The organism is Streptomyces sp. NPDC042100, assembly GCF_055582325.1.
In genome coordinates, this window is sequence record NZ_JBVJDK010000009.1 from 141,258 (window position 1) to 152,876 (window position 11,619).

Genomic DNA, 11,619 nt, shown 5'->3' on the forward strand with positions numbered 1-11,619 from the left:
CGCCGGGTCCCGCGCTCCGCCGGGTCCCGCGCTCCGCCGGGTCCCGCGCTCCGCCGGGTCCCGCGCTCCGCCGGGTCCCGCGCTCCGCCGGGTCCCGCGCTCCGCCGGGTCCCTGGGCTCGGCCGGGTCCCTGGGCTCGGCCTGGTCCGGGGCGCCCGCCGGGTCCCGCGCTCCGCCGGGTCCCTGGGCTCGGCCTGGTCCGGGGCGCCCGCCGGTCCCGCGCTCCGCCGGGGTCTCCGGGGCTCGGGCGCTGGGTCCCGGGCGGGCCCCCCGCGCCGGCCCCCCCCCGCTCCGGCCCCCTCGCGTCCGTCGCCGTCCTGGCCTCGACGGGTCCTGAGGCAGACTGGGCGCATGGCCATCCACGAGAACCTGCTGGGGGGACCGGCCCCCACCCATCTGCCCGACGACCCGGAGCCGCGCGAGCTGCTCGCGGGCGGGACCGCGCCGGCCGACGTCGCCGCGAAGTACCCGACCTCCTCGCTCGCCTGGGCCCAGCTCGCCGACGACGCCTACGAGCGCGGCAGCGTCGTCGAGTCGTACGCCTACGCCCGTACCGGCTACCACCGCGGCCTCGACGCGCTGCGCCGCAACGGCTGGAAGGGCCACGGCCCGGTGCCGTGGGAGCACGAGCCGAACCGCGGCTTCCTGCGCGCCCTGCACGCCTTGGCCCGCGCGGCCGGCGACATCGGCGAGAAGGACGAGTACGAGCGCTGCAGCACCTTCCTGCGGGACTCCTCGGAGACCGCCGCGGACACCCTGGGCTGACGCCTCGGGGACGGGAAGGGGGAGGGAGGATTCCGGACGGACTTCGTGAGGTGTCCGAAACCCTCCCTTCCCCCTTTCGGCCCTTGCCCGGGCCGTGATGACGCGGCAGATCAAAGGGCCGGGCGAGGGTCGGTCGAACGTCTTTCCGCATGTCGAAGGGGAGCTCTACATCGCCGGGCCCGCCGTGTCATGATGCGCTTGGGAGGTCGTGCGACGGAGCACGCCTTCCGAGGGGACCGGGGCTCCCGTGCCGGACGGCACGCGGAAGGAGCGGACCGCTACCCGGTAGCACGTATCGAGGAGACAGCGATGTCGGCCTTTCCCCCCGATGCCTCCGGAGCCGGTTCGGTCAGCGATGACCCGAATCTCGACTTCGCGGGCACCACGCCGTACGAGGACTACGTCCAGGCGGACGTCCTGACCCATCTGCAGCACCTGCGCTCCGACGACCCCGGCGAGATGGTCTTCCTGGTCACCACCCAGGTCATGGAGCTGTGGTTCACCGTGATCGTCCACGAGTGGGAGACCGCCGGCCGGGCGCTGCGGCGCGATGACCTGGGGGTCGCGCGGGACGCGCTCAAGCGGTCCCTGCGCGAGCTGGAGGCGCTCAACGCCTCCTGGCGGCCGCTCGCCCAGCTCACCCCCGCCCAGTTCAACTCCTACCGGGGCGCCCTCGGCGAGGGCTCCGGCTTCCAGTCGGCGATGTACCGGCGCATGGAGTTCCTGCTCGGCGAGAAGTCGGCGTCCATGCTGGTGCCGCACCGGGGCGCGCCCCGCGTCCACGCCGAGCTGGAGAAGGCGCTCCACGAGCCCAGCCTGTACGACGAGACGCTGCGGCTGCTCGCCCGGCGCGGGCTGGCGGTGCCGGACGAGGTCCTCGGGCGGGACCTGGCGCTGCGCTACGAGCCGCATCCCGAGGTCGAGCGGGTGTGGGCGGACATCTACGCCGATGCCGATCAGAACGCCGAACTCGTCCGGCTCGGCGAGGCGTTGAGCGATGTCGCCGAGCTCGTCTGGCGCTGGCGCAACGACCATCTGGTCGCCACCCGGCGGGCCATGGGGTCCAAGACCGGCACCGGTGGGTCGGCCGGGGTGGCCTGGCTGGAGAAGCGGGCCCAGAAGAACGTGTTCCCCGAGCTGTGGACGGCGCGCAGCCATGTCTGAGCACCTCGCGGCACGCGCCGCCGAGCTGGACGCCGGTGACGGACTCGCCGTGCACCGGAAGAAGTTCGTCCTCGACTCCGGGGTCTACCTCGACGGCAACTCGCTCGGCGCGCTGCCCGCGCACGTGCCGGCGCGGATGGCCGAGGTCGTCGCCCGCGAGTGGGGCGAGCTGCGCATCCGCTCCTGGGACGAGTCCGGCTGGTGGACCGCGCCCGAGCGGGTCGGCGACCGGATCGCCCCGGTCGTCGGTGCCGCCCCCGGTCGGATCGTGGTCGGCGACTCGACCAGCGTCAACGTGTTCAAGGCCGTGGTCGCGGCGGCGCGGCTCGCGGGGGAGGGGCGGGACGAGATCCTCGTCGACGCCACCACCTTTCCCACGGACGGGTACATCGCCGCCTCCGCCGCCCGGATGACCGGACACCGGGTGGTGCCGTGCGCGCCGGGTGAGATGGCGGCCTCGGCGGGGGAGCGGACCGCGCTCGCCCTCGTCAACCACGTCGACTACCGCAGCGGGCGGCTCCAGGACCTGCCCGGGATCACCGCCGCGCTCCACGCGGCGGGCGCGCTGGCCGTGTGGGACCTGTGCCACAGCGCGGGCGCGCTGCCGGTCGGGCTCGACGCGCACGGGGTGGACCTCGCGGTCGGCTGCACCTACAAGTACCTGAACGGCGGGCCCGGTTCGCCCGCCTTCCTGTACGTGGCCGAGCGCCACCAGGCCGCCTTCGACTCGCCGCTGCCGGGCTGGAACTCGCACGCCGACCCGTTCGGGATGACCCCCGGCTACGAGGCCGCCGACGGCGCGGTCCGGGGCCGGGTCGGCACCCCCGACATCCTGTCCCTGCTCGCCCTGGAGTCGGCGCTCGACGTCTGGGACGGGGTGCGGATCGAGGACGTGCGGGCCAAGTCGCTGGCGCTGACGGACTTCTTCCTGGAGTGCGTGCGGGCCTACGCCCCCGCGGGCCGGGTCGAGCCGGTGACGCCGGAGGCGCACGCGGAGCGGGGCAGCCAGGTCGCGCTGCGGTGTGCCGAGGCGCCCGAGGTGATGGCGGAGCTGATCCGGCGCGGAGTGGTCGGCGATCTGCGCCGCCCGGACATCCTCCGCTTCGGTTTCACCCCGCTGTACGTCTCTTTCGCGGACGCGGAGCGGGCGGCGCGGGTGCTCGGGGACGTGCTGGCCGGATAGGTCCGATGATCGCCTGATCGGCGGGTGCCTGACTCCTGGTACGGTCCCCGCAGGTCAGGCCAATTCGGCCGCGTATCCGAGAGGTTGGAAGCATCATGCCGGACCCCGCCGCGCGCGACGCCGCCGAAGAGGCTTCGGCCCTCTCGCACCCGGCCGTCGTCCCGGACGCCACGGCGGCGTACGGGGCGCATCCCGACCAGGTCGTCGACTTCTACGCCCCGCGCGACGGCGGCCGGAGCGCGCCGCTGGTGGTCGCCCTGCACGGCGGTGCCTGGCGGGCCCCGTACGACCGGGGGCACCTGACGCCGTTCGCGGACTTCCTGGCGCGGTGCGGTTTCGCCGTGGCGAACGTCGAGTACCGGCGCGGCGGCGGGATCCCCCGGCAGGGCGGTACGGGGCCGGTGGCCGGGCGCTGGCCGGAGACCTTCGACGACGTGGCCGCGGCGCTCGACGCCGTACCGGAGCTGGCGGCTGCGGCGCTGCCTTCGGCGGACCCGCGCCGGATCGTGCTGACCGGGCACTCGGCCGGCGGGCACCTCGCCCTGTGGGCGGCGGCCCGGCACGTGCTGCCGGCCGGCTCGCCCTGGCGGCTGCCCGCGCCGCCGGCGCTGCGCGGGGTCGTGGCGCTCGCCCCGATCGCGCACTTCGCGCGGGCGGTGGAGCTCGACGTGTGCGGCGGGGCCGTCACCCAGCTGCTGGGCGGGGAGGGGGAGGCGCGGGCGCGGTTCGCCTTCGCCGATCCCGCCGCGCTGCTGCCCACCGGGATCGCCACCACCGTCGTCCAGGGGCGCGAGGACACCGTCGTCCCGGCCGCCGTCGCCGAGGCCTATGCGGAGGCGGCGGCCAAGGCGGGCGAGACGGTCGGCTTCACGCTGCTGGAGGACGCCGGGCACTTCCCGCTGATCGACCCGGCGGCGGACGCCTGCGCGGTGGTCGCGGAGGAGATCGCCCAGCTCGCCTGGTAGCCCGCGCGGGGCCGCGTAGTCCTTGAGGCGGACCCCCGGGGATCCGCATCCAGCCGGACGACCGGCGGCGCGGCCCGCCCGTACCGTGGTCGGGTGACTTCGACGACCAGGACCCCCGAAACCAGCGGAAGCCCCGAGCTCCGCATGACGAAGAAGGCGCTCGGCGGGCTGCGGGCGGACCTTCTCGACGATGCCAGCCTCTACCGCCCGCTGCCCCGCATGAACACGGACCGGGGCCCGGTCCGCTTCCTCCCGGAGGGGATACGGACCCATCTGGGACTGCTGCCGCACGCGCTGGTCGTCGGCCTCGCCGTGATCGTGTTCGGCATCGGCTTCGTCTCCGGCGGTTTCTACGGCGTGCGCGGGCTGCTCTTCGCGGGCCTCCCGGCCGCGACGGTGCTGCTCACCCTCGTGCGGCCGGTGTTCGCCTTCTGGGTGTCGCTCGGCGCGACCCCGTTCCTCGCGTACGTGGGGTACTCCGGGCTGTGGCCCTGGGAGGCGAACTCCCTCGCCGGCCACCTCGTGGTCCTCACCATCGTGGCCATGCGCACCCGTCCCCGGACGGCCGCCGGGATGTGGCTGATCACCGCCGGGTACGCCTTCTTCGCCACCTTCCTCTTCGGCATCGGGCGCACCAACGACGCCCCCCAGCTGCTGTTCTTCTCCGCGCTGGTGCTGCTGGCCGTCAGCCTCCGGCAGGTCCGCCGGGAGGCCGCCGAGGAGGTCACCGCCCAGCAGTCGGTGACGGCCGTGGAGCGCTCGCGGCGCACCCTCCTGGAGGAGCGCACCACCATCGCCCGTGAGCTGCACGACGTCGTCGCCCACCACATGTCGGTGGTCGCGATCCAGGCCGAGGCCGCCCCGTACCGGGTGGAGAACCCGCCGCCGGAGCTGGAGCAGGCCTTCGCGACGATCCGCGAGAACGCGGTGGCGGCCCTGACCGAGCTGCGCCGGGTCCTCGGGGTCGTGCGCGCCGAGGACTACGAGGCGCCCGACGCCCCGCAGCCGACCCTCGCGGACCTCGACGGTCTGGTCGGCAACGTCCGCGAGGCCGGGCTCGACGTGACGCTGACGGTCGTCGGCGCGGTGCGGGAACTGCCGCAGGGCGTGGAGCTCTCGGCGTACCGGATCGTCCAGGAGGCCCTGTCGAACGTGCTGCGGCACGCCCCCGGCGCCGCCGCCAAGGTCGAGGTGAGCCATGTGCTCGGCGGGATCGGGCTGCGGATCGTGAACGGTCCGGCGCGCGGGCTCGTGAAACCCGCCCGTCACCCGGCCGCCACCCCTGAGGGAGGGCTGCGCCAGCCCCCTTCGATGGGCGCCGGGCACGGCATCACCGGGATGCGGGAGCGGGTCGCCATGCTGAACGGCGAGATGACGGCCGAGCCGACCGACGAGGGAGGATACGCCGTGACCGCGTACATCCCCGTGCCCCGTGAGGAGGCCGCCGAATGACCATCCGCGTGCTGATCGTCGACGACCAGATAATGGTCCGCGAGGGCTTCTCGGTGCTGCTGGGGGCGATGCCGGACATCGAGGTGGTCGGCGAGGCCGTCAACGGGCGCGAGGCCGTCGCCCAGGTGGCCGCGCTCCGCCCCGACGTGGTCCTGATGGACATCCGGATGCCGGAGCTGAACGGCATCGACGCCACCCGCGAGATCGTGGCGGCCGACGCCGACGCGAAGGTGCTGGTGCTGACCACCTTCGACCTCGACGAGTACGTGTACCAGGCGCTGCGCGCCGGGGCCTCCGGCTTCCTGCTGAAGGACGCCTCGGCCCGGCAGCTCGCGGACGGGGTCCGGGTGGTCGCGGCGGGCGAGGCGCTGCTCGCGCCGACCGTCACCCGCCGGCTGATCACCGAGTTCGCCCGCTCGGCGGTCTCCCCCCGGCCGCCGGCGATGGCGCAGATCGGGGAGCTGACCGAGCGCGAGACGGAGGTCCTGGTGCTGATCGCGCAGGGCCTGTCGAACGTGGAGATCGCCGACCACCTGGTGGTGGCCGAGTCCACGATCAAGACGCACGTCAGCCGGATCCTGGTGAAGCTGGGCCTGCGGGACCGGACGCAGGCGGCGGTCTTCGCGTACGAGGCGCGGCTGGTCCAGGTCGGCGGCTGAGGCGGTACGGGGGGTCCGGGGGCCGGGGGGCCGGTAGCGTCCGGTCATGGACGCTGCCTTCGACCCCTGGTCCCCGGAGTTCGTCGCCGACCCCTACCCCGCGTACGAGCGGCTGCGGGCCGCCGGGCGGGCCCACTGGTTCGCGCCGAGCCGCCAGTGGCTGGTGCCGCACCACGCGGACGTGTCGGCGCTGCTGCGGGACCGCCGCCTCGGGCGGACGTACACCCACCGCTTCAGCCACGAGGAGTTCGGGCGGGAGGCGCCGGACGCGGCCCACGAGCCCTTCCACACGCTCAACGACCACGGGCTGCTGGACCTGGAGGGCGCCGACCACGCCCGGATCCGGCGGCTGGTCTCGCAGGCGTTCACGCCCCGGACGGTGGAGCGGCTGGCCCCGACGGTGGAGCGGCTGGCGGCGGAGCTGGTGGCCGGTCTGGTCGCGGACGGCGGCGGGGACCTCCAGGCGCGGGTCGCGGAGCCGCTGCCGGTGGCGGTCATCGCCGAGATGCTGGGGGTGCCGGCCGACGAGGAGGAGCGGGGGCGGCTGCGGCCCTGGTCCGCGGACATCTGCGGGATGTTCGAGCTGAACCCCTCGGCGGAGACGGCCCGGCGCGCGGTGCGCGCCTCGATCGAGTTCTCCGACTACCTGCGGGAGCTGATCGCCCGGCGGCGCGAGGAGCCGGGCGACGACCTGGTGTCGGCGCTGATCGGGGTGGCCGGGCTGACCGAGCAGGAGATGATCTCCACCTGTGTGCTGCTCCTGAACGCGGGCCACGAGGCCACCGTGAACACCACGGTGAACGGCTGCCGGACGCTGCTGGAGCACGGCGTGTGGGCGGAGCTCGCGGAGGGCGTGGGGGCCGGTGGGGCCGCTGCCGAAAAGTTGTCCACAGCTGTGGAAGAACTGCTGCGCTTCGACACGCCGCTCCAGATGTTCGAGCGCTGGGTGCTGGACGACATCGAGCTCGGCGGCCTGGTCATCCCGCGCGGCTCGGAGGTCGCGCTGCTCTTCGGCTCGGCCAACCGGGACCCGGCCCGCTTCGGCCCCACCGCCGACCGGCTCGACCTGGCGCGCGCGGACAACCCGCACCTGACCTTCGGCGCCGGCATCCACTACTGCCTGGGCGCCCCGCTGGCCCGCCTGGAGCTGACCGCCGTCTTCGGCGAGCTGCTGCGCCGGGCGCCGGGGCTGCGGCTCACGGCGGAGCCGGTGCGCAGGCCGGGGTACGTGATCCGGGGCTTCGAGGGGCTGACGGTCGAGGTCTGAGCGGGGCGGTTCGGGCGGCTCGCGGGAGAGCGCCGAGCACCGCGGCGGCCCCGGCCCCGTGACGACGGGACCGGGGCGGGGGCCGGGCGCGGGGGCGGGCTCAGCCCGCCAGGTCCCGGCGCCGCAGCACCGCGAGCCCGGCCAGCGTCCACACGGCGGGGAGCTGGGCGAGCGAGGCGCCCACGACCCGGCCCGGCCCGTGCCCGTAGGACAGGGCCAGGCCGCGCCCGCTCAGCCCTGAGCGGGCGCCTCCGGCGCGTGCTCCGGCGCGGGCCCGGCGCCCGGTCCGGCGCCCGGTCCGGTCTCCGGCGCGGGCCCGGCGTCCGGTCCGGCGCCCGGTCCGGTCTCCGGTGCGGGCTCCAGCAGCCCGGCCAGCCGGCCCAGCAGCTCGGCGCCGTCCGCCGTGCCCGCCTCCAGATACGGCCCGGCGGGCCACAGCGGCCGGTCCCCGAGCCACGGCACCACCACGGGGTCCCGCTCGTCCGAACCGTCCCGGTCCAGCCAGCCGCGCAGCTCCACCGTCCCGGTCGGCGGCACCCGCCGCTGGTCCGGCAGCAGCGGCAGCAGCGCCTCCGGCCGGTCCTCCGGTCCGCCGTGCGCGGGAAAGAGCACCAGGAAGACGTCGTTCCCGACCGGCGCGGGCACCAGCGCGTACCGCCGCTCGACCGGTACGGGCGCGAGCGCGGCCCGGACCAGCACCCGGACCACCGGGAGGCCCCGGGTCCCCACCTGGAACGCCTGCCACAGGGTGAAGGCCGCGGCGGCCGTCATCATCAGCACCGTCCCGGTCGGCGGCTCCCCGCCCGACCCCGGATCGGGCCAGATCAGATCCATGGCCGTCAGCCCGCCGAACACCGCGACACCGGCCAGGCCGAGGCCGACCGGGGGCAGCCCCGCCGTGCTCCGCAGCGACCGGATCCGCCACCACGGGGCCGTGCGCGGGTCCGCCTCGGGGCCGCGCGGGCGCTCACGGGCGGACCGGACGGGGGCCCAGGCCACGGCGTGCGCGGCGAAGCGCCCGTACGAGGGGAGCTCGGCCCCCCGGGCGGCGGCGGGGGCGCCGGGAGCGGGCGGTGTCTCCCGGGGCTGGGCCGGCGGCGGGAGCGCCGTCAGGCCCACCTCGTCGGCGCGGTCCAGCAGCCGCCGCCGCGCGGCCATGCCCCGCACCGGCTTGGCCCGGAACAGCGGGCCGCCGCCGGGCGCCGCGAGCACCCCGCCCTCCCGGGGGTCACCGCACCACCACAGCACGCCCGACGGGACCGGCCGCACCTCCTCCCAGCGCGCGCGGCTCGCGATCACCCGCAGCGGCAGCACGTTCCCGTCGGCGGTCGCCAGGACCACGGCCTCCCCGCTCCAGGAGCGCACCACGGCCGTCGCGGGGTGGGCCGTCCAGGGCCCGGCGGCCAGGATCCGGCGGAAGCGGCGCGCGAGCGGCAGCCGGACGAGGCCGAAGGCGACGGCGATCACTCCGAACAGGCCCAGGTATCCGGCCAGGTCCCGCGCCCACGGCGGGTCCTCCGGCAGCAGGCCGAAGGCGACGCCGGCCACCACGAGCAGCACCAGCCCGAACCCGGCGATCAGCAGACCCCCGCGCCGGTACCGCCGCAGCTCCTCCGCCGTCTCCGGCAGTTCCAGCGCGCTCACCGCGTGCCCTGTGCTCACCTCAGGCCCCCCGGCCACATCCACCACCCCTGTCCCCGCCGACGCGTACGCAGGGACAGTAACCGCGCCCGCGCCGGGCTCAGGCGGCGGGCGGCGGCGCGAGCCGCGCCAGGACCGCCCGGGTCTCCGGAGCGCCCGCAGTCAGCTCCTCGTACGGCCCCGAGGGCCAGACCGGCCGCCCCTCGATCCAGGGCACCACGAACCGGGCCCCGCCCCCGGCCGGCTCGTCCCGCCCCGGCGGCCCCTCAGGCGTCCCTCGGCAGCGTCAGCGCCCAGGCCCCCGCCCGCACCCGCCACTCCCGCCGCCGCACCGGGCCCGAGACCGTGGCGTCCGCGCGGTAGCGGAAGTCCGGGCCCGTGACCGTCAGGGTCTGGGCGGTCGCGTGGCGCGGCGGGGCGCCGGCCGGGGCCAGGGTCAGCGCGGCCGAGCCGCCGAGGGCGCGCACGGTCAGGCCGGACAGCGGGGTGTCCACGTCGCTGAGCAGCACCCCGTCCGCCTCCACCCGCAGCCGGTGGGCGCGGTCCGGGAGCGGCGCGGGCGCGGGCCGGACCAGGGTGCGGACCAGCGAGCGGCAGGTGTCCCAGACGGTCGGCGGGGCGGCGGCGAGCAGCCGGGCGGCCGGGACCTCCAGGCGGTGCAGGACCACCCCGCCGCTGTCGTCGACGAGCAGGTCCAGGCGGCGCGCCACGCCGTCGAGGACCGCCCGCGCGGCGGCCACCGGACCCGGCGGCACGCCGAGCGCGCGGGCGGTCTGGATCCGGTCCGGGGCGCCGACCGGGACCAGTGCGAGGGGCGCCCCGGCGGGGTCGCCGTCCCGCTCCAGCAGGGTCACCGCGCGGAGCAGCGCGCGGTCGTCGCCGAGGACGACGGGGCGCCGGGAACCGCGTCTGGCCAGCATCCGGGCGAACTCCTCGGGACCGTCCGGCAGGCAGATCTTCGCTTCCGCGCCGGCGGACAGCACATCCTTCGCGATGCGCACGGACTCGCCGTCCAATCGGCGGGCGACCGGGTCGATGATGACCAGCAGCTGGTCGTGATCCGACACCTCGGTCCTTCCTCGGGTAGCATCTTTGTGCAAGAGCCCCTTGCGCTATTGCGCCAGGGGCTTCGTCTATTCCGGGGCACACCGGTGAGGCGGCGTACGCCCCCTGACCTTGGACATGCCCCACCCGGAAGGGGTGTACGCCTGTGCCCGCACTTGTGCTGCTCGGTGCTCAGTGGGGTGACGAGGGCAAGGGAAAGGCCACCGACCTCCTCGGTGGATCCGTTGACTATGTGGTGCGCTACCAGGGCGGCAACAACGCCGGCCACACGGTCGTCGTAGGCGACCAGAAGTACGCGCTGCATCTTCTCCCTTCCGGAATCCTCTCCCCGGGGTGCACCCCGGTGATCGGAAACGGTGTCGTCGTCGACCCGGCGGTCCTGCTCTCCGAGCTGAGCGGACTGAACGAGCGCGGCGTGGACACGTCGAAGCTCCTGATCAGCGGCAACGCGCACCTGATCACCCCGTACAACGTCACCCTCGACAAGGTGACGGAACGGTTCCTCGGCAAGCGCAAGATCGGCACCACCGGTCGGGGTATCGGCCCGACCTACGCCGACAAGATCAACCGCGTGGGTATCCGGGTCCAGGACCTGTACGACGAGTCGATCCTCACCCAGAAGGTCGAGGCGGCGCTGGAGGGCAAGAACCAGCTGCTCGCCAAGCTGTACAACCGCCGCGCGATCGACTCCGCCCAGATCGTGGAGGAGATGCTCCAGTACGCGGAGCAGATCAAGCCGTTCGTCGCGGACACCACGCTGATCCTGAACAACGCGCTCGACCAGGACAAGGTCGTGCTCTTCGAGGGCGGCCAGGGCACCCTGCTCGACGTCGACCACGGCACGTACCCCTTCGTCACCTCCTCGAACCCGACCGCCGGCGGTGCCTGCACGGGCGCCGGCGTGGGCCCGACGAAGATCAGCCGGGTCATCGGCATCCTCAAGGCGTACACGACCCGTGTCGGCGCCGGCCCGTTCCCGACCGAGCTGTTCGACGAGGACGGCGCCGCGCTGCGCCGGATCGGCGGCGAGCGCGGTGTCACCACCGGCCGTGACCGCCGCTGCGGCTGGTTCGACGCGGTCATCGCCCGCTACGCGACCCGCGTGAACGGCCTGACCGACTTCTTCCTCACCAAGCTCGACGTGCTCACCGGCTGGGAGCAGATCCCGGTCTGCGTGGCGTACGAGATCGACGGCAAGCGCGTCGAGGAGCTGCCTTACTCGCAGACCGACTTCCACCACGCGAAGCCGATCTACGAGATGCTGCCGGGCTGGTCCGAGGACATCACCAAGGCCAAGACCTTCGCCGACCTGCCGAAGAACGCGCAGGCGTACGTGAAGGCGCTGGAGGAGATGTCGGGCGCCCCGATCTCCGCGATCGGCGTCGGCCCCGGCCGCACCGAGACCATCGAGATCAACTCGTTCCTGTAGGCCCCGCCTGCCACGGAAGGGCCCGCACC

General features: G+C 75.0%; 10 protein-coding genes. 8 read left to right on the plus strand and 2 right to left on the minus strand.

Annotated elements, in window-relative coordinates:
• Positions 1–351: 351 nt before the first annotated feature.
• The 7 genes from ACZ6J5_RS21540 (at position 352) to ACZ6J5_RS21570 (ending at position 7,455) form a co-directional block, all read left to right on the plus strand.
• Positions 352–765 (plus strand): DUF3151 domain-containing protein, encoded by a 414-nt coding sequence (locus tag ACZ6J5_RS21540; protein WP_362469692.1) that lies wholly within the window; start codon positions 352–354, stop codon positions 763–765.
• A 309-nt stretch (positions 766–1,074) separates the two neighbouring features.
• Positions 1,075–1,929 (plus strand): tryptophan 2,3-dioxygenase family protein, encoded by an 855-nt coding sequence (locus ACZ6J5_RS21545; RefSeq protein WP_469393820.1) that lies wholly within the window; start codon positions 1,075–1,077, stop codon positions 1,927–1,929.
• Complete coding sequence (gene kynU / locus ACZ6J5_RS21550) at positions 1,922–3,112, plus strand: kynureninase (RefSeq protein ID WP_469393822.1); 1,191 nt, start codon at positions 1,922–1,924, stop codon at positions 3,110–3,112. The genes ACZ6J5_RS21545 and kynU overlap by 8 nt, the downstream gene beginning before the upstream one ends.
• A 95-nt stretch (positions 3,113–3,207) precedes the next feature.
• Entirely contained in the window at positions 3,208–4,077 is an 870-nt protein-coding gene (locus ACZ6J5_RS21555) for an alpha/beta hydrolase (protein ID WP_469393824.1), read from the plus strand.
• 144 nt (positions 4,078–4,221) lie between these two features.
• The gene (locus ACZ6J5_RS21560; RefSeq protein ID WP_469394190.1) at positions 4,222–5,529 is read left to right on the plus strand and encodes a sensor histidine kinase; all 1,308 of its coding nucleotides are present in this window, start codon (positions 4,222–4,224) and stop codon (positions 5,527–5,529) included.
• On the plus strand, positions 5,526–6,188 hold the full coding sequence (locus tag ACZ6J5_RS21565; RefSeq protein ID WP_362469680.1) for a response regulator transcription factor: 663 nt from the start codon (positions 5,526–5,528) through the stop codon (positions 6,186–6,188). Before ACZ6J5_RS21560 ends, ACZ6J5_RS21565 begins: the two co-directional genes overlap by 4 nt.
• Positions 6,189–6,234: 46 nt before the next feature.
• Positions 6,235–7,455: a cytochrome P450 gene (locus tag ACZ6J5_RS21570; protein ID WP_469393827.1), complete on the plus strand. Its 1,221-nt coding sequence runs from the start codon at positions 6,235–6,237 to the stop codon at positions 7,453–7,455.
• A gap of 231 nt (positions 7,456–7,686) precedes the next feature.
• Here ACZ6J5_RS21570 and ACZ6J5_RS21575 read toward each other — a convergent pair whose 3' ends face one another.
• Both ACZ6J5_RS21575 and ACZ6J5_RS21580 read right to left on the minus strand, forming a co-directional pair.
• Positions 7,687–9,117, minus strand: coding sequence for a hypothetical protein (locus ACZ6J5_RS21575; protein WP_469393828.1), 1,431 nt, complete (start codon positions 9,115–9,117; stop codon positions 7,687–7,689).
• 245 nt (positions 9,118–9,362) lie between these two features.
• Entirely contained in the window at positions 9,363–10,163 is an 801-nt protein-coding gene (locus ACZ6J5_RS21580; RefSeq protein WP_469393830.1) for a diacylglycerol kinase family protein, read from the minus strand.
• A gap of 143 nt (positions 10,164–10,306) precedes the next feature.
• On the opposite strand from ACZ6J5_RS21580, the gene ACZ6J5_RS21585 reads away from it, so the two are divergent.
• A complete protein-coding gene (locus ACZ6J5_RS21585) occupies positions 10,307–11,590 on the plus strand; it encodes an adenylosuccinate synthase (protein WP_362469656.1) in 1,284 nt (427 codons plus the stop codon).
• Positions 11,591–11,619 lie beyond the last annotated feature (29 nt).

Bases quoted from the DNA above. Each gene is read 5' to 3' on its own strand.
- ACZ6J5_RS21540 (WP_362469692.1), top strand. From the start codon at position 352: ATGGCCATCCACGAGAACCTGCTGGGGGGACCGGCCCCCACCCATCTG.
- ACZ6J5_RS21545 (WP_469393820.1), top strand. From the start codon at position 1,075: ATGTCGGCCTTTCCCCCCGATGCCTCCGGAGCCGGTTCGGTCAGCGAT.
- kynU (WP_469393822.1), top strand. From the start codon at position 1,922: ATGTCTGAGCACCTCGCGGCACGCGCCGCCGAGCTGGACGCCGGTGAC.
- ACZ6J5_RS21555 (WP_469393824.1), top strand. From the start codon at position 3,208: ATGCCGGACCCCGCCGCGCGCGACGCCGCCGAAGAGGCTTCGGCCCTC.
- ACZ6J5_RS21560 (WP_469394190.1), top strand. From the start codon at position 4,222: ATGACGAAGAAGGCGCTCGGCGGGCTGCGGGCGGACCTTCTCGACGAT.
- ACZ6J5_RS21565 (WP_362469680.1), top strand. From the start codon at position 5,526: ATGACCATCCGCGTGCTGATCGTCGACGACCAGATAATGGTCCGCGAG.
- ACZ6J5_RS21570 (WP_469393827.1), top strand. From the start codon at position 6,235: ATGGACGCTGCCTTCGACCCCTGGTCCCCGGAGTTCGTCGCCGACCCC.